We start from the raw sequence: 17478 nt of genomic DNA on the forward strand, positions 1-17478 counted from the left end.
CGGGTCGCTCAGCTTCTGCGCGGTTCGGCGGGGCTTGGCAAGGTCCGTAGCGTCACGCGGGCCGTGCAGGGCAGGTCATTCCACGGACCAGGGATAGGTCCAGGTCTCCGTCAGCGCCCGGTTGCCGGCGCGCAGGAAGGCGCGCAGGTCCGTGGACTGGCCCGGCTCCAGCTTCACGTCGATGGCGGCGCGGAAGCCCTTGGTGTGGGAATTGGGCATGAGGAAGGTGTTGGTGATCTGGCCGGTCGAGGTGGAGGGAACGAGCTGCACCATGTCCGGAGCGCTGAGGTAATAGGCCAGGTTGCCCCCGGCGAAGTCGATGAGGAAGCGGCGATGACGCGGGTCGCTCGGCGCGTTCGAGCCGCTGGCCCGGGGCGGGGTCTGGAAGGTGTTGATGACCTTGCCGCCGGGATGCATGGCGCCGATGGCTGCGGCCGCGCGCAGCCGATAGGCGACGACGACTTCCTGTCCCGGCTCATAGGGCCTGCTCGGCTGCCAATAGGCGACGATGTTGTCGTGGGTTTCGTCCGGCGTCGGGATCTCGACCAGCTCGACCCAGCCTTCGCCCCATTGCCCGACGGGCTCGACCCAGTAGCCGGGCCGCTGATGATAGGTGGCTTCCAGGTCCTGATAATTCTCGAACACCCGGTCGCGCTGCATCAGGCCGAAGCCGCGCGGATTGTTGTCGCTGAAGGAGGAGATCGTCTTGGCGCGCGGGTTGCGCAGGGGCCGCCAGATCCACTCGCCTGCGCCCGACTGCATCAGCAGGCCGTCCGAATCGTGCAGCTCGAGCCGGAAATCGTCCGTGGGCTTCCGGTCGTTCTCGCCTTCGAAGAACATGGAGGTGAGGGGCGCGAGCCCCACATTGGCGAGGGTCTGGCGCGGGAAGAGCGTGGCCGTCACGTCGAGGGTGGTTTCCTTGGACGGATAGATCTCGAACCGGTAGGCGCCCGCGACGGAGGGGCTGTCGAGAAGGGCGTAGACCACGGCCCGCTCGTCGTTGGGCTTGGGCATCTCGACCCAGAACTCGCGGAAATGCGGAAACTCCTCCGCCTCGCCGCCTTCCACGTTGATCGCGAGGCCGCGCGCGGAGAGGCCGTATTTCTGGTCCGCGCCGAGGAAGCGGAAATAGCTCGCACCGAGGAAGGCGATGAGCTCGTCGAAGACCTTCGGGTCGTTCAACGGGTAATGAAGCCGGAAGCCCGCGAAGCCCAGGTTGACCGGCAAAGGCCGCTCGATCTTGTTGCGCCCGTAATCGAAGAGCTCCCGCTGGTAGGGCACGGGGGTCGGCACCCCGTCGCGGATGATGTTGACCGTCACCGGGCGCTGATAGAGGAAGCCGAGGTGAAAGAGCTGCATCCGGAACGGCCCGTTGCCCGAGCCGAGAAGCGCCTTCTCGGGACGGAACCGGATGTCGCGGTAATCGTCGAAGCTGAGCCTGTTCAGCGGCTCGGGCAACTGCGCCGACGGCGCCTCGAACGGGGCGCCCGACAGCTCGCGGGCCCGGCGCACCACATCCTCATAGCGGAAGGGATTGGGCTGCGGCGCGCCGTTCTGCTGCTGCGCCCAGCCGGGACCGCTCCAGGCGGACAGCGCCGTGGCGGCGAGCAGGCTTTGCAGAAGGGAGCGGCGGGACGGATTCGTCATGGCTGTGGAGCTGTTCTCGTCGTCGATGGAAAGGTAGAGGCTTTAAGAAGCGGGATATGGGCCGGGCCCGCTATCCGTGCAGCTGGGCCGCTTAATGAAAGCTGAATGGTGATGCGGGCAAGACACAGGTCCGGCCAGGGTTAAAAAAATCCTCCGGGGGGTCGGAAAACCACTTGAGGTCCGGGGCGAATATGCTTATCTCCCCCCTTGCCCAATTTCGCACGTGCCTGTGGTCGCGTGCCGGTTGGTGGGCATCCGGACAAGAGGCCGGACAGCCGCCCGAGAACGACCTAGTTCTCGATACCCCTAACCGGCAGCCGGAGGCGAAACCGGCGTACTTCGCTCTCAGCGGAGGACGCGGCTTAAAGCAACGACGAACGGGCTTTTTTGGTCTCGTTGGCCCTCCACAGGTCAACACCGAAGAGGCTTGTTTATCATTGCCAGGCGTGCGGACGGGAAATCCCCATCCAATCCAAGGCAGCATCGTCGGGTGAAGAGCCCATTGCCGCTCGTCGTGTCTCCATCGCACGAGGCGGAATGCCATCTTCCCTCGCTGACGCCGGACGGCAGGTCGCCTGATCGTCCAGACTTCAATCCGGAGGCTTGAAGACCTCCATTGAACCTTTGGTGGGGAGAGCGCCATGACGCAGCGCATCCGTGAGTTCCTGCGCAACCGACGTGAGGACGGCCCGTGCGTGGTCGTCGACCTCGAGGTCGTGCGCGACAACTATTCCAAATTCGCCCGCGCGCTGCCCGACACGCGCGTGTTCTACGCCGTGAAGGCGAACCCCGCCCCGGAAGTGCTCAAGCTTCTGGCCGACATGGGTTCGTGCTTCGACACGGCTTCCGTGGTCGAGATCCAGCTCGCCCTCGATGCCGGCGCCACGCCTGAGCGGATCTCCTTCGGCAACACGATCAAGAAGGAGCGCGACATCGCTCGCGCGCTCGAGCTCGGCGTGCGCCTTTACGCCGTGGACTGCGAGGTCGAGGTCGAGAAGATCGCCCGTGCCGCCGCTGCCGTCGGCGTCGAGGCGTCCGAGGTGAAGGTGTTCTGCCGCATCCTGTGCGACGGCGCCGGCGCCGAATGGCCGCTCTCGCGCAAGTTCGGCTGCGTGCCCGAGATGGCCGTGGGCGTGCTGGAGCATGCTCACCGTCACGGACTCGAGGCCTATGGCGTGTCGTTCCACGTGGGTTCGCAGCAGCGCAACACCGAGGCCTGGGATCAGGCGCTCGCGTCCGCTTCGGCGATCTTCCGGGAATGCGCGGCCCGCGGCATCTTCCTCTCGATGGTCAACCTCGGCGGCGGTTTCCCGACGAAGTACCTGAAGAGCGTTCCGGAGGTCGAGGCCTATGGCGAGTCGATCTTCCGCGCGCTGTCGAAGCACTTCGGCAACCGCATCCCGGAAACGATCATCGAGCCGGGCCGCGGCATGGTCGGCAATGCCGGCGTGATCGAGGCTGAGGTCGTCCTGATCTCTAAGAAGAGCCAGGACGAGGACGAGGTGCGCTGGGTCTATCTCGACATCGGCAAGTTCGGCGGTCTCGCCGAGACCATGGACGAGTCGATCCGCTACCCGATCCGCAGCGAGCGCGATCACGACCGCAAGGTGCCGTGCGTGCTGGCCGGGCCGACCTGCGATTCGGCCGACGTTCTCTACGAGAAGGAGCCTTACCCGCTCCCCGTCTCGCTGGAGATCGGCGACAAGGTGCTGATCGAGGGCACGGGCGCCTACACGACCACCTATTCGGCGGTCGCGTTCAACGGCTTCCCGCCGCTCAAGTCCTACGTGATCTGAAGCATTTTCCGCAAAAGTGGTCTTCCGGTTTTGCTAAAGAAAATGCGACGCTAAGAGTGTCACGTCCCGCCTGCCTCGATGACGAGGCAGGCACCAACCCTGAAAGAGAGTTGTCCCGGACGGCTTGTTCAAGGCCATGAGGACGCATCGGATAACCGCAAAACCGGTATCCGCTTTTGCGTCCGATGCTGCGAGCAAGTGCGAGGGCTGTCGCTCACCCCACGTGTATTGGGAGGCCACGGCCATGATCACGATCCGCGAAGAAATCTATCGCGACACGGAAGCGCGCGAAGCGCTGCTCGATGCCTGCTTCGGACCCGCCCGGTTCCAGAAGACCTGCGAGCGCCTGCGCGAAGGCAGGATGCCGGCCGACGGCCTGTCCCTCGTCATCGACCGGGACGGCGAGGTCATCGGCACCGTGCGCCTGTGGCACATCTCGGCCGGTCCGAACCGTCCGGCGCTCATGCTGGGGCCGATCGCCATCGATCCGTCCGTCCAGGGCCTCGGGCTCGGAGGCAAGCTCATGCGCGAGGCGCTGGAGCGTGCGGGCCGTCGCGGCCACAAGGCGGTGCTGCTGGTGGGCGACGCGCCCTATTATGCGCGTTTCGGCTTCTGCGCGCAGAAGACCGGCTCCCTCTGGCTGCCCGGACCCTATGAGCGCGACCGCTTCCTCGCTCTCGAACTCGAAGCGGGCTCTCTGGACGGCGCCCACGGGCTCGTCACCGCGACGGGCGCGGCTGCGGAGAAGCCTGATCTTGCGGCGCTCGTGGCGGCATCGTCCCAGGGCGTTCTGGGAGGCGTCGTTCGCACGGCCTGAATCACCGTTTCACCATTGACGTGCGCCGCACCAGGCTCAATGGTGCGGCGCATTTCTTTGCCACGGAGCAATGTTTAATTGGAACCCAGTCTGACGAAGGAGAACCATCGATGACCACTTGGCCCGTTCATGGCCGCATCACCGGCCCGATCGTGATGATCGGCTTCGGCTCGATCGGTAAAGGCATGCTGCCCCTGATCGAGCGGCATTTCGAGTTCGACAAGAACCGGTTCACGGTCATCGATCCCGTCGACACGGACCGCAGCATGCTCGACGTGCGCGGCATCACCCTCGTTCAGAAGGCCCTGACGCCCGACAATTACCGCGAGATCCTGACGCCTCTTCTGACGGAAGGCGGCGGCCAGGGCTTCTGCGTGAACGTGTCCGTGGACACGTCCTCCCGCGCCATCATGGAGCTCTGCCGCGAACTCGGCGCGCTCTACATCGATACCGTGGCCGAGCCCTGGGCCGGGTTCTACTTCGACAAGAGCGCCGGACCCGCCGAGCGCACCAACTACATGTTGCGCGAGAACATTCTCGACGCGCGCCGGCAGAGCCCGGGCGGCACCACGGCGGTGAGCTGCTGCGGCGCCAATCCCGGCATGGTGTCCTGGTTCGTCAAGCAGGCGCTTCTCAACATCGCCAAGGATCTCGGCATCGCGCATGACGAGCCGAAGTCCCGCGATGACTGGGCGCGGCTCATGCAGCGCGCGGGCGTGAAGGGCATCCACATCGCCGAGCGCGACACCCAGCGGGCCGAGAACCCGAAGCCCATGGGCGTCTTCGTGAATACCTGGTCGGTGGAAGGCTTCGTGTCGGAAGGCGTGCAGCCTGCGGAACTCGGCTGGGGCACGCACGAGAAGTGGATGCCCGAGAACGGGCGCACCCATGACAAGGGCTGCGGCGCCGCGATCTACCTGCTCCAGCCCGGCGCGAATACGCGTGTGCGCACCTGGTGCCCCACGCCCGGCCCCCAATACGGCTTTCTCGTCACGCACAACGAGGCGATCTCGATTGCGGATTACTTCACCGTGCGCGAGGGCGATAAGGTCGCCTATCGGCCGACCTGCCACTATGCCTATCACCCGGCGAACGATGCCGTGCTCTCCCTGCACGAGATGTTCGGCAACGCCGCCAAGGTGCAGGAGAAGCATCACATCCTCACCGAGGACGAGATCGTCGACGGCAAGGACGAGCTCGGCGTGCTGCTCTACGGCCATGGCAAGAACGCCTATTGGTACGGCTCGCAGCTCTCCATCGAGGAGACCCGCAAGCTCGCTCCCTACCAGAACGCCACGGGCCTCCAGGTGACCTCCGCCGTGCTCGCGGGCATGGTCTGGGCGCTGGAGAATCCGAATGCGGGCATCGTGGAAGCCGACGACATCGACTTCCGCCGCTGCCTCGAGGTGCAGATGCCGTATCTCGGGCCGGTGAAGGGCTACTACACGGACTGGACGCCGCTCGACGACCGCCCGGGCTTCTTCCCGGAGGACATCGACACCTCCGATCCGTGGCAGTTCCGGAACATTCTCGTTCGATAACGCTCTCCATCATGGCCGGCTTCACGCCGGCCATGTTCGTTGGCAGGCCGCACCGGGCTTCATGGAGATATCGCCATGCCGCATTTCGAGGAATTCTACGCCAACAAGCTGCGCGGCGGCTTGGGCGTCGTGGACGCCGATGCCGTGCTCGACCTGCGCGGCGCGTCCCGCGAGCAGGCCGCGGCCTCGATCCAGGACATGCTGGAGCGCAGCCGCTTCGGGCAGGCGAAATCCGTCGCCGTCCGCCTCGACCCGCCCCCGGAAGGCGGCGGCGAAACGCTCTTCCAGCCCATCGGTAAGGCGCTGCTGGAAGCGAAAAAGCGCGGCTGGATCGACCGCCTTCAGACCTTGCCTGCCAACGACGGATTGGGCTTCTACGTGACGCTCGCCGGAAAGCCGGAGCGCGAAGCTTAAGCCTGCATTGATCTAGCCTCGCCCTCATCCTCCTCAGGATGAGGGCGGAGTTATTTCTCTCAGCAGGAATTATGCATTGACCGTTTGGCGAGGCCGCCTGAAGAGACTGCGCAGGAATCCCGCCAACAGCAGAATGCCGCCCCACACGGCGACGAAGCCGATGGCCGTTGCGAGAAGGCCTTCTTCCGTCACGGGCATGGCCGGTTCGAAATCGCGATAGGCGGCTTCCATCACATCTGTGTCGCCATCGCGCGCCATCATGGCGACACGTGCGAAGGGGCCTGCCTGAATCATGGCTTCGCGATGCGCCTGCAGGCGGCCTAGGCGCTCCACATTGGCCTGCATGGCTACGCCCTGGCGGCTGACGAGATCGTCGGGATTGGAGCGCAGCCGCGCTATGGCGCCGTCTTGCGTCTCGCCGTTGGCCGCAGCATCCGCATCGAAACGCGCGATCACGCGCTTGAGTTCATCAATGGTGCCGCCGAGACGCTGGCGGTACTGCTGGGAGAATTCCGGTCCTTGTGAAGCCGCGACGCCGCCGAGAATTCCCAATCCGAAAGCGATGATGCGAACGATGCGCGGCAAGGTTCAGCCTCCTGAACCGTCACGTAAGCTGCGGATATCCTCTTCCGTCACCTCATCGAGGGGCTTCTGCACCTTCAGCGCGCGCGTCTTCTTTCCGGGTTCCATCACCAGAATGACGGTTTCGATTCCGGGGCAGCCGGGGTCGTTGCAGGCGATCTCGTTCACGGCGAAGGCCGTCTCGGGCGGGACCTGGAGCGCCGCGCGGGCCAGGTCCTTCACCCGGTCGATCGCCTGCTTGTCGGGTTTCGGCAGGCCGAAGGTGCCCCGCATGAAAGCGCCGAAGAGAGCCAAGGGCGACCTCACGCGGGCAGGGTCAGGATTCCGGCCTGGCCGTCCTCGCAGCCGAAGGCCAGATGCCGGCCAGCCTTGTCCCAGGCCATGGCCGAAATCCCGCTGTCCTTCACGGCGGGACGCACCAGGAGCTCCGAGGCATCGGTGAGGCGGATGAGCAGGATGCAGCCGTCCTCGTAGCCGACGGCCAGCACATAGGTGTTGGGGTGAAAGGCGACGCGGCTCACCTTCGCGGGCCGCACGCCGCATTCCCGGGGAGCCTTGCCCATGGGGCCTTCCTTCGACTCGAAGGGCCAGATGATAGCGGCTTCCGCGCCGGAGGTGGCGAGCCACTTGCCGTCATGCGACCAGGAGAAGGAGCGCGTCTTCGAGGGATAGCCGCTCATGCGCATGTGGCCCTTGTCGGGGATGAGCCGCCAGCCGTGGAGCGCGTTCTCCTGCATGGAGGTCACGACGAAGCGGGCATCGGGCGACCAGGTGACGTCGAGATGCGAGCCCTTCCATTCGAGCGTCTCCGGCTTGGCCTCCACGTTGGGGAACCAGAGCGTCGCGCCGTTGTAGTGGGAAATCGCCAGCCGGTAGCCCTTGGGAGCGAAGGCAAGGCCGCGCGCGGTGGAGGAAACCTCGAGGATCTTCTCGCGTCCCCTGTCGTCACGGGCGATGACCCGCTTGCCCGCGGCATAGGCGAAGGCGCCGCCGCCGCTGAGCGCCAGGGAATCGATCCAGGCCCCCTTCGTCTCCGCCAGGGTCTTGGTCGAGCCGTCCGCGCCCGTGACGGCCACGCGGCCGTCGTCCCCGCCCGTCACGAAGCGCTCGCCGTCGCTTGCCGCCACCAGCACGCCCGCGTCCGGGTGGGCCTCGACCCGATGGGTCTCGGAATCCTTCGCCAGCAGCACGTCGCCGTCTCCCAGGCCGAAGGCGGCGGTGCCCTTCAGCCAGCCCACGGCGGTCACGTGCGCGCCTGCCGTCAGGGGCTTCACGCTTTGGGTCAAGGACGGTGCGGTTCCGGTGCTCATTCCATCAATTCCTTCATGCGGGCTCGCCTTACCACAGATCGGAGGGTGGTGGCAGGGCGGGGCGACCGCGCTTTGCCCGGCCCGACCGATGCGCCAGGGTTTAAGCCTTTTGCACCTTGGTCCGCCCCTGCCTTTTGCCGCACAATCCGCTCTCTTATGGGAGCCATGGAATGCGAGCCCTGCCTCTGGCGGCCTGTATCTTCGTCACGATGTCGTCCCTTGGCCTGCGCGCCCAGGAGCAATCGTTTCCGGCAACGGAGCGGGGGGTGCAGAAGGCCGCCTGCGAGGAAGAGGCACGCCGGATCTACCGCACCAGCAGCCGGGGCGTCGGCATGGCTCCCGATGTCCGGGAGCGCATGATCGCCGCCCGCAGGGCGCATGTCCGGGAGTGCCTGGTACGGGCGGGGCCCGCCCCAGGCTGATCCCCGTGGCCGTTCACGCCGCGCAGGCCAGGAAGCCCTCGCGGATCGCCTTCGCGTTGAGGTCGCGGCCGATGAAGACGACCTTGGAGGTCCGCTTCTCGCCCGGCTTCCACTCGCCCTGCACGTCGCCGTCCAGGATCATGTGCACGCCCTGGAAGACGAAGCGCTTCGGCTCGTTCGGGAAGGCCACGATGCCCTTGCAGCGCAGGATGTTCGGCCCCTCGACCTGGGTGAGGTTCGAGATCCACGGCATGAACTTTTCCGGATCGACCTCGCCGTCGATGGCCGCGGAGACGGACTGCATTTCCTCGTCATGATGATGGTGATGGCCTTCCTCTAGGAAGGCGGGCTCTATCTCGATGATGCGGTCGAGGTCGAAGGCCTTGCGGTCGAGGACTTCCGAGATTGGGATGGCGCAGTTCTGCGTGCGATGGACCTTCGCGTAAGGGTTGATGGCGCGGATGCGCGCTTCGACTTCGTCGAGCTGCTCGGGCGTGACGAGATCGATCTTGTTGAGGATGATCACGTCGGCGAAGGCGATCTGGTTCTTGGCCTCGGGCGCGTCCTTCAGGCGGTCGGATAGCCACTTGGCGTCGGCCACCGTCACCACCGCGTCGAGGCGGGCGGCGTCGGAGACGTCCTGATCCATGAAGAAGGTCTGGGCGACGGGAGCGGGATCCGCGAGGCCCGTGGTCTCGACGATGATGGCGTCGAACTTGCCCTTGCGCTTCATGAGCCCGTCGAGGATGCGGATCAGGTCGCCGCGCACGGTGCAGCAGATGCAGCCGTTGTTCATCTCGAACACTTCCTCGTCGGCGCCGACGACGAGCTCGTTGTCGATGCCGATCTCGCCGAATTCGTTGACGATCACGGCGTATTTCTTGCCGCGCGGCTCGGTGAGGATGCGGTTGAGGAGGGTGGTCTTGCCGGCGCCGAGATAGCCTGTGAGGACGGTGACGGGGATTTTGTCTGTCATCGGTTGGTCCGCAACGTTCGTCTTCCGCTCGCGGGAAGGATGGGGAGGTCAGCTCGAGAGGGCCGCGCTGAAAGCCCTTATATTGTGTCTCATCATGTCAATGTAAGTGCCTGCCGGCCCATCGGGAGCCGAGAGCGCGTCGGAATAGACCTGGGAGCCGATCTTCGCCCCGGTTTCCTTGGCGATGCGCTCCATCAGCCGGGCGTCGGAGACGTTCTCCACGAAGACCGCGCCGATCTTCTCGCGCTTGATCTGCTGGATGATCTTCGCCACGTCCCTGGCGGAGGCCTCCGATTCGGTGGAGACGCCCTGGGGCGAGACGAAGTCGATGCCGTAGGCGTGCTCGAAATAGCGGAAGGCGTCGTGGGAGGTGATGATCCTGCGGCGCTCGGCCGGGATTCCGGCGACGAGGCTCCGGATCTCCGCCTCCAGCGCGTCGAGCTGCGCGAGATAGGCCGCGGCATTGGCCTCATAGGCGCCCTTGCCCGCCGGGTCGGCGGCGATCAGGGCGTCGCGGATATTGGCGACGTAGATCTTCGCATTGCCGATGCTCTGCCAGGCATGGGGATCCGGGCCGCCGTGGTCGTGCCCGTGCCCGGGTCCGTGATCGTTGTCCTCGCCCTTCAGCGGCGTGATTCCCCCGGCGGCCTCGACCTTGACCGCCTTCGTGCCGGAGGATTTGACGAGACGGTCGATCCAGCCCTCGAACTTCAGCCCGTTGGTGAAGACGATCTTCGCCTCCGTCAGGCGGCGGCCGTCGGCGGGGGAGGGGGAATAGACATGCGCATCGCCGTTGGGGCCGACCAGGGTCGCCACCTCGACGCGCTCGCCGCCCACATGGCGCACCATGTCGCCCAGGATCGAGAAGGTCGCGACGACCTTCAGCCTGTCGGCGCCTTGTGCCGCCGCGGGCAGCGACAGCACGGCAAGGCTCAGGCCTGCTGCCAGCAGGGAGACGGCAGTTCTTCTCGTCAGCATCGATGGGGTCCTTTCGAGGGATCAGGCTTCCAGATGCCTGCCGGGCCATGCGAGCCACAGCAGGCCGCCCTCGCGCCCGAGCGCAAGGGAGATCACGTAGACGACCCCCGCCGAGAGGATGATCGCGGGGCCTGCGGGGAGTTCCGCATGGAACGAGAGCAAAAGGCCGCTCACCCCGGAGACGATGCCGATGAGCACTGAGACGAGCATCATCATGGTGATGTCGCTGGTCCAGAAGCGGGAGGCCGCCGCGGGCAGCATCATCATGCCGACTGCCAGCAAGGTGCCCAGCGCATGGAAGCCGCCGACGAGGTTCATGACAACGAGACCTAGGAAGATCAGGTGCGTCGGCGTGCCGGCCCGGCTCACCGAGCGCAGGAAGATCGGGTCCACGCATTCGAGCACGAGCGGGCGGTAGAGCACCGCGAGCGCGAGCACGGTCAGCGTCGAGATGGAGGCAAGCAGCAGGAGCGTGTGGTCGTCGAGCGCCAGCACCGTGCCGAAGAGCACGTGCAGCAGGTCCACGTTCGAGCCCCTGAGCGACACGATGGTGACGCCGAGCGCCAGGGACAAGAGATAGAAGGCGGCCAGGGAGGCATCCTCCTTCAGGGACGTGAAGCGGGAGACGAGGCCGGCCGCGATCGCGACGATCACGCCCGCGGCCAGCCCGCCGACGGTCATGGCCGGCAGCGAGAGGCCGGCCATCAGATAGCCGATCGCGGCTCCGGGGAGGATGGCATGGGCCATGGCGTCGCCCGTGAGGCTCATGCGCCGCAGCATCAGGAAGACGCCCACGGGGCCGCCGCCCAGGGCAATGGCGATCACGCCCACGAGGGCGCGCCGCATGAACTCGAATTCGGAGAAGGGAGCATAGAACAGGTCGAGCATGGGAAACGGCCTTTACGCGACGCTGCGGTGGCAGACATCCGCATGCGGATCGTAGGCCTCGACCATGCGCCGGGCCTTGAGCAGGTTCTCGGGGCTCAGCACCTCTCCCGTCGCCCCCCAGGCCACGGGCTCGCGGGCGATCAGCAGGGTCTGCGGGAAGCTGCGCTTGACCATGTCGAGGTCGTGCAGCACGGCGACGACGGTGCGGGACTCGTCATGCCACCGGCGGACGAGGTCCAAAAGGTCGGCGGTGGTCTTGGCGTCGATGGCGGTGAAGGGCTCGTCGAGCAGGATCAGGGGCGCGTCCTGCAGGAGCAGGCGCGCGAAGAGCGCCCGCTGCATCTGCCCGCCCGAAAGGGTCGAGAGGGGGCGCCGCTCGAAGCCGGTGAGGCCCACCGCCGCTAGCGCCTCTTCGATCCGCGCATGATCGCGCCGTCCGATGCCGCCGAAGAGGCCGGACCGGGACCAGAGGCCCATGGCGACCAGGTCGTAGACCGACAGCGGAAAGGACCGGTCGATTTCGGCGACCTGGGGGAGATAGGCGATGCCGGAGGCGGGGCCCTTGAGCCGGATATGGCCCTCGAGGGGCTTGAGCGTCCCGACGATGCCCTTGAGAAGGGTGGATTTGCCCGCCCCGTTGGGGCCGACCACGGCCATGAGGCAGCCGGCAGGGATTTCCCCGTCGAGATGATGCACGGCGGGCCTGCGGCCATAGCCCAGGGTCACGCCGTCGAACTGAATGGCGGTCGATGCGGAGGACATGGGCTACCCCATCACGCCGAAGACGAGCAGCCACAGGCCCAGCAGCAGGACGGCCGCTCCGGCGAGGCGCTGCCCGGCCGAGAGGCGCAGGAGCGAGAAGGTCGGCGCGGCGGCCATCGCCCGATGCCCGTGGGCATGGTGATGATGGTGGTGGTGATCGTGCGACATGACGATCACCATAGACTCATCCGGCGCCGATTTCCAGAGGCGTATAGTATTTTATACGCCCCCATCAAAAGTATGGTTTATAAGGTCTATTCAGGCTATCGGGTGGTACTGGTAAAGCCAGGTCTCGCTCAGGACTTCGTTCCCGTTGCGCAGGTAGCAGCGCATCTCCACGGGCTCGGTTCCGGTCACCGTCAAGTCGAACTGGGTGCGCCAGTGGCCGGGCACGTTGTTGGGCACGGCCTCGGTCAGAACGTTCGAGAACTCGCCGCGGGAGGCAGTGAGCACGGGCTTGGGGATCACTCCGCTGGGCAGCTTGGTCAGGGGCTGGCCGATGAACTCCACCATGAACTTGCGCACGCCCTTCGGGCGCACGGTTCCGGCCTGCCCGCCATTGCCGAACCGGGTGGCGATCACCCGGGCCAGCGGGGTCGGATAGGGCTCGTCCGCCGCCCAGTGCATGCGGTAGCGCAGCTCCATCGCCTGGCCGGCGCGGGCCGGCTCGGCGGGCACCCACATGACCACGATGTTGTCGTGAATCTCGTCGTCGGTCGGGATCTCGACGAGCTGGATGGTGCCGCGGCCCCAGGCGCCCTGCGGCTCGATCCAGAGGGAGGGGCGGCGGTCGTAATAGACGCCGTCGAGGTAATGGTCGAAGTTCCGGTCGCGCTGGAGCAGGCCGAAACCCTTGGGGTTCTCGTCCGAGAAGGCCGAGGTGATGATCCGGGGCGGGTTGTTGAGGGGGCGCCAGATATGCTCGCCTGCGCCCGTCCACATGGCGAGCCCGTCCGAGTCGTGGATTTCCGGGCGCCAGTCGATGGCGGTGGCCTTGGCCTTCTCGGAATACCAGTACATGGAGGTCAGCGGCGCGAGCCCGAGGCGGCTCACGTCCTGGCGCATGTAGACCGCGCAGTCGATGTCCATGATGACCGCGGCCGCCCGCTGCATCACGAAGCGATAGGCTCCCGCCACGCTCGGGCCGTCGAGCAGGGCATAGACCGTGACCGTGTCCGAGCCCGGCTTCGGGGTCTCGAAATAGATGTGGGTGAAGTCGGGAAACTCCTCGTTCTTGCCGAAGACGGCCACATCCACGGCGATCCCGCGGGCGGAGAGGCCGTATTGATAGAGTTCGCCGATGGCGCGGAAATAGGACGCGCCAAGGAAGGCCACCCAATCGTTCTTCTTCCAGTCGAGCTTGCCGGTGCGGGCCTCCTGGAAGCGGAAGCCGGCAAAGCCCGAATTGTCCGGCAGCTTGCGGGCCGGGGAATCCGCGGGCATCTCGAAATAGGCGTTGTCGTAGACGATCTCGCGGGCCTGGCCGTTCTCGACCACGTTCATGCGCACCGGCTTCTGGAAGAAGCGGCCGAGATGGAAGAAGGTGACCGGGAACTCGCTGGGGCCGTTGGCCCAGAGGGCGAGGTCCGTCTTGAACCTGATCTTGCCGTGGGCGTCGTAGTCGATCTGGTAGAGCACCTCCGGCGAGGGGCTCGGCGGAGCCGCATAGGGCAGGCGCGCCATGTCCTGCGCCCGCTTCTTCAGCGCGTCGAAGGAGAACGGGGAGGGGGCTCCCATCTTCAGGCCCTGCTGCGCCAGGGCGGAAGCGGAGAAGCCCTGAGCGGCCAGGGCGGCCGTGGCGGTTGCGGTCTGGAGGAACTGGCGACGGTTGATCATGGATGAGCGCATGTATCTGTGAAGGGACGCACCCCTACCGACCAAGGTGGCAGGATTAAGTCCCTCTTAGCCTCTTGAGAAATCTTCGTCAGCGGTCAAAGTAACCCCACACACAGGCGCTGCAAGAAATAGCGCCGTAAGAGAGGGAGTACGCTATGCATCGTAAAGTCATGCGCCGCCTGATCGGCGCAGCGGCCGCTTTTGCCCTGGCCGGAGCCAGCATTCCGGCGCAGGCCCAGGATTTCATCAATGTCCTGACCGGCGGCACCTCTGGCGTCTATTATCCTCTCGGCGTCGCTCTCTCCAAGGTTTTCACGGATAAGGTGCAGGGCTCCCGCCCGTCGGTGCAGGCCACGAAGGCTTCGGTGGAGAACCTCACCCTCCTGCAGCAGGGCAAGGGCGAAATCGGTTTCACCCTCGGCGACAGCCTGGCCATGGGCTGGGCGGGCGACGAGGAGGCGGGCTTCAAGGGCAAGCTCGACAAGCTGCGCGGCATCACCGCCATCTATCCGAACTACATCCAGATCGTCGCGACCCAGGAATCGGGCATCAAGTCGCTGGCCGACCTCAAGGGCAAGCGCCTCTCCGTCGGCGCGCCGAAATCCGGCACCGAGCTCAATGCCCGGGCGATCCTCCAGGGCGCGGGCCTGGCCTACAAGGATCTCGGCAAGGTCGAGTACCTGCCCTTCGGCGAATCCGTCGAGCTCATGAAGAACCGCCAGCTCGACGCCACCCTGCAATCGGCCGGCCTCGGCGTGTCCTCCATCCGCGACCTCGCGACCTCGGTGCCGATCGTGGTGGTGGAAATTCCCGCCGATGTCGTGGCCAAGGTCGGCACGCCCTACATCAAGGCCACGATCCCGGCCAACACCTACCAGGGCCAGAGCGCTCCCGTGCAGACGGCGGCCGTGGTGAACTACCTCGTCACCCATTCCGGCGTGAAGGACGAGACCGTCTACCAGATGACCAAGGCGATCTACGAAAGCCTGCCGGAGCTGGCAGCGGCTCATGCCGCCGCCAAGGACATCAAGCTCGAGAACGCGCTCTCCGGCATGCCGGTCCCGGTCCATCCCGGCGCGCAGCGCTACTTCGACGAGAAGGGCGTCAAGAAGCAGGGATCCTAAGCAATTCGGGTGATTTACATTCGGGCCGGGGCAGGTGAACTGCTCCGGCTTTTTCGTGACGAGAAGAAGATCCTCGAGGAGCCGCAGCATGAGCCAGGGCACGAACACTTCGGAACTTGCGCAAATGGAGGCGCCCTCCGAATCCATCAACCCGGAGCATGGCCTGCCGGAAAGCTTCGGCGAGGGTTTCCTGGGACGGCTCCTCTTCTGGGTCGCGGTGGCCTTCTCGACCTTCCAGATCATCACGTCCTTCGGCATTCCCCTCGATCAGCCCTTCGTTGCGGGCCTGAGCCTCACGCACCTTTTCACGGCCGCCATGACGGCCTGGGCCGCATGGCTGGTCGCACTCGCCGTGCGCCGGCGCGGCCTCGCCGACGGCGTTCTCGCATGGCTCGCCATTGCCGCGGCCTTCGGGCTGGTGCTCTGGTTCGGCGGGAGCCTTCCGAGCCAGGTCGTGCGCGCCCTCCATGTGGGCTTCCTCTGCCTCGTGGCGGGAGCGATGGTCGCCAACCATCGGGCGGGCTCGTCCGTCACCCGCGCCATCGGCTGGCTCGTCGGCCTCGCGGGGTTCGGCGTGGGGCTCTACCACTGGGCGCTCTACAACGAACTCGTGATCCGCGCGGGCGAACTCACCACGGCGGATCTTGTCGTCGGGATCGCCGCGCTTGCGATCATCGTCTATCTCGTCTGGCGCGTCATGGGACCGGCCCTTCCCATCGTCGCCGGCCTCTTCCTGTCCTACTGCCTGTTCGGCCACCTGCTGCCCGCGCCCCTCGACCATCGCGGCTATTCCCTGGACCAGGTGATCGAACACATGTCCTTCGGCACCGAAGGCATCTACGCCACGCCGACCCTCGTTTCGGCGACCTACATCTTCCTGTTCATCCTCTTCGGCGCCTTCATGGAGAAGGCGGGCGTCATCGACTTCTTCAACGACATCTCGATGGCGGTGTTCGGCGACAAGCAGGGCGGTCCCGGCAAGGTCTGCGTGGCGTCCTCCGCCCTCATGGGAACCGTGTCGGGCTCGGGCGTCGCCAACGTGGTGGCGTCGGGGCAGTTCACGATTCCGCTCATGAAGCGCTTCGGCTTCCCTTCGGCCTTCGCCGGCGGCGTCGAGGCGACGTCGTCCATGGGCGGCCAGATCATGCCGCCGGTCATGGGCGCCGTGGCCTTCATCATGGCCGAGACCATCGACGTGCCCTATTCGAAGATCGTTGAGGCTGCGATCATTCCGGCGGTTCTCTATTTCGCGGCCTGCTATCTCGCCGTGCATCTGGAAGCCGGCAAACGCAACCTGCGGGGCCTGCCGAAAGCCGAATTGCCGAATGCCTGGAGCGAGCTGAAGAAAAACTGGTTCCTCATCACACCGCTCGGCGTTCTCGTCTACCTGCTCTTCGCCGGATACACGCCGCTCTTCGCAGGCGCCGTGGGCCTGTCGCTCACCGTCGCGCTGATCCTCGGCACGGCCATCGTGGCCGGGCTCGGCACGCCGGCCCTGCGCGTCGCGTTCTGGATCGGCCTGGCGCTGGTGTCCGCTTATTCGCTCGCCTCGACCGTGACGCTGGTCGTGCTCGTGGTGGCGGCGCTCTCCCTGTGGAACGCCTTTACGGGCCGCGGCCGCACCACCCTGAAGGCCTGCGTCGATGCCATGGCGGACGGTGCTCGCCAGGCGCTTCCTGTCGGCTTGGCTTGCGCCGTCGTCGGCATCGTGATCGGCACCATGACCCTGACGGGCCTCGGCACCATCGTCGGCACATGGATGATCTCCATCGGCAAGGAGAACATCTTCGCGGCGCTCGTGCTGACCATGATCTTCAGCCTGATCCTGGGCATGGGCATCCCGACCATTCCCAACTACATCATCACCTCGTCGCTCGCGGCGCCGATCCTGCTGCAGCTCGACGTGCCGCTCATCGTCTCGCACATGTTCGTCTTCTATTTCGGCATCATGGCGGACCTGACCCCGCCGGTGGCGCTCGCGGCTTTCGCGGCGGCTCCGATGGCCAAGGAATCGGGGCTCAAGATCGGCATCCAGGCGATCAGGATCGCGCTGCCGGGATTCGTGATCCCCTACATGGCGGTCTACGATCCCACCCTGATGCTGCAGCCGGTGCCGGGGCTCGAAGGAGCCGCCTACTGGTTCGCGGTGGTCTATATCGTGCTGAAGGCTTCGCTCGCGATGGTGCTCTGGGGCGTGGCTGCCGTCGGCTTCTTCCTCAGGCCTCTCTCCTGGTGGGAGCGGATCTGGGCGACGCTTGCGGCGGGTTTCCTGGTCGCGGCCATTCCGCTCACCGATGAGATCGGCTTCGTGCTCTCGATTCTCTTCGTCGGGTTCCATCTCTGGCAATCCCGCAGGGCCGCCAACCTCGCCATCGGCCGATGATC

Annotated in this window: 17 protein-coding genes; 7 read left to right on the forward strand and 10 right to left on the reverse strand. The window is 65.8% G+C overall.

Translation table 11 applies throughout. The features are described from left to right. Positions 1 to 75 precede the first annotated feature (75 nt). Complete coding sequence (locus L879_RS0112385; RefSeq protein ID WP_027316379.1) at positions 76 to 1647, reverse strand: OpgD/OpgG family glucan biosynthesis protein; 1572 nt, start codon at positions 1645 to 1647, stop codon at positions 76 to 78. Between the two features lie 641 nt (positions 1648 to 2288). On the opposite strand from L879_RS0112385, the gene L879_RS0112390 reads away from it, so the two are divergent. The 4 genes from L879_RS0112390 (at position 2289) to L879_RS0112405 (ending at position 6215) form a co-directional block, all read left to right on the forward strand. Further along, positions 2289 to 3443, forward strand: coding sequence for a type III PLP-dependent enzyme (locus L879_RS0112390; protein ID WP_027316380.1), 1155 nt, complete (start codon positions 2289 to 2291; stop codon positions 3441 to 3443). A gap of 244 nt (positions 3444 to 3687) precedes the next feature. Further along, the gene (locus L879_RS21550) at positions 3688 to 4260 is read left to right on the forward strand and encodes a GNAT family N-acetyltransferase (RefSeq protein WP_035459549.1); all 573 of its coding nucleotides are present in this window, start codon (positions 3688 to 3690) and stop codon (positions 4258 to 4260) included. Positions 4261 to 4370: 110 nt separating this feature from the next. Continuing rightward, the gene (locus L879_RS0112400; RefSeq protein WP_027316381.1) at positions 4371 to 5801 is read left to right on the forward strand and encodes a homospermidine synthase; all 1431 of its coding nucleotides are present in this window, start codon (positions 4371 to 4373) and stop codon (positions 5799 to 5801) included. Between the two features lie 75 nt (positions 5802 to 5876). Next, a complete protein-coding gene (locus L879_RS0112405; protein WP_027316382.1) occupies positions 5877 to 6215 on the forward strand; it encodes a hypothetical protein in 339 nt (112 codons plus the stop codon). 69 nt (positions 6216 to 6284) lie between these two features. On the opposite strand, the gene L879_RS0112410 is transcribed toward L879_RS0112405, so the two are convergent. The 3 genes from L879_RS0112410 to L879_RS0112420 are packed head-to-tail and all read right to left on the reverse strand — an operon-like array spanning position 6285 to position 8107. Next, positions 6285 to 6800: a DUF2937 family protein gene (locus L879_RS0112410; RefSeq protein ID WP_027316383.1), complete on the reverse strand. Its 516-nt coding sequence runs from the start codon at positions 6798 to 6800 to the stop codon at positions 6285 to 6287. Between the two features lie 3 nt (positions 6801 to 6803). Further along, positions 6804 to 7091, reverse strand: coding sequence for a hypothetical protein (locus L879_RS0112415; RefSeq protein ID WP_245265227.1), 288 nt, complete (start codon positions 7089 to 7091; stop codon positions 6804 to 6806). 8 nt (positions 7092 to 7099) lie between these two features. Beyond that, positions 7100 to 8107: a WD40 repeat domain-containing protein gene (locus L879_RS0112420; RefSeq protein ID WP_027316385.1), complete on the reverse strand. Its 1008-nt coding sequence runs from the start codon at positions 8105 to 8107 to the stop codon at positions 7100 to 7102. Between the two features lie 170 nt (positions 8108 to 8277). Here L879_RS0112420 and L879_RS0112425 point away from each other — a divergent pair, with 170 nt between their 5' ends. Further along, positions 8278 to 8529, forward strand: coding sequence for a hypothetical protein (locus L879_RS0112425; protein WP_027316386.1), 252 nt, complete (start codon positions 8278 to 8280; stop codon positions 8527 to 8529). Between the two features lie 13 nt (positions 8530 to 8542). Here L879_RS0112425 and L879_RS0112430 read toward each other — a convergent pair whose 3' ends face one another. From L879_RS0112430 to L879_RS0112455, 6 genes are all read right to left on the reverse strand, one after another. Beyond that, positions 8543 to 9505, reverse strand: coding sequence for a CobW family GTP-binding protein (locus L879_RS0112430; RefSeq protein ID WP_027316387.1), 963 nt, complete (start codon positions 9503 to 9505; stop codon positions 8543 to 8545). A gap of 48 nt (positions 9506 to 9553) precedes the next feature. After that, a complete protein-coding gene (locus L879_RS0112435; RefSeq protein WP_027316388.1) occupies positions 9554 to 10483 on the reverse strand; it encodes a metal ABC transporter substrate-binding protein in 930 nt (309 codons plus the stop codon). Between the two features lie 21 nt (positions 10484 to 10504). Then, positions 10505 to 11371: a metal ABC transporter permease gene (locus L879_RS0112440; protein WP_027316389.1), complete on the reverse strand. Its 867-nt coding sequence runs from the start codon at positions 11369 to 11371 to the stop codon at positions 10505 to 10507. Positions 11372 to 11383: 12 nt separating this feature from the next. Further along, positions 11384 to 12133 carry a zinc ABC transporter ATP-binding protein AztA gene (gene aztA / locus L879_RS0112445; protein WP_027316390.1) on the reverse strand — a complete coding sequence of 250 codons (750 nt, stop codon included), beginning with the start codon at positions 12131 to 12133 and terminating at the stop codon, positions 11384 to 11386. Between the two features lie 3 nt (positions 12134 to 12136). Beyond that, complete coding sequence (locus L879_RS24005; RefSeq protein WP_169732751.1) at positions 12137 to 12301, reverse strand: hypothetical protein; 165 nt, start codon at positions 12299 to 12301, stop codon at positions 12137 to 12139. Positions 12302 to 12391: 90 nt separating this feature from the next. Further along, positions 12392 to 13969, reverse strand: coding sequence for an OpgD/OpgG family glucan biosynthesis protein (locus L879_RS0112455; RefSeq protein WP_027316391.1), 1578 nt, complete (start codon positions 13967 to 13969; stop codon positions 12392 to 12394). A 155-nt stretch (positions 13970 to 14124) separates the two neighbouring features. Here L879_RS0112455 and L879_RS0112460 point away from each other — a divergent pair, with 155 nt between their 5' ends. Then, positions 14125 to 15093 carry a TAXI family TRAP transporter solute-binding subunit gene (locus tag L879_RS0112460; protein WP_027316392.1) on the forward strand — a complete coding sequence of 323 codons (969 nt, stop codon included), beginning with the start codon at positions 14125 to 14127 and terminating at the stop codon, positions 15091 to 15093. Between the two features lie 88 nt (positions 15094 to 15181). Continuing rightward, on the forward strand, positions 15182 to 17476 hold the full coding sequence (locus tag L879_RS0112465; RefSeq protein WP_027316393.1) for a TRAP transporter permease: 2295 nt from the start codon (positions 15182 to 15184) through the stop codon (positions 17474 to 17476). The last annotated feature ends 2 nt before the right edge of the window (positions 17477 to 17478 follow it).

It is taken from the genome of Microvirga flocculans ATCC BAA-817, from assembly GCF_000518665.1.
Lineage (GTDB): Bacteria > Pseudomonadota > Alphaproteobacteria > Rhizobiales > Beijerinckiaceae > Microvirga > Microvirga flocculans.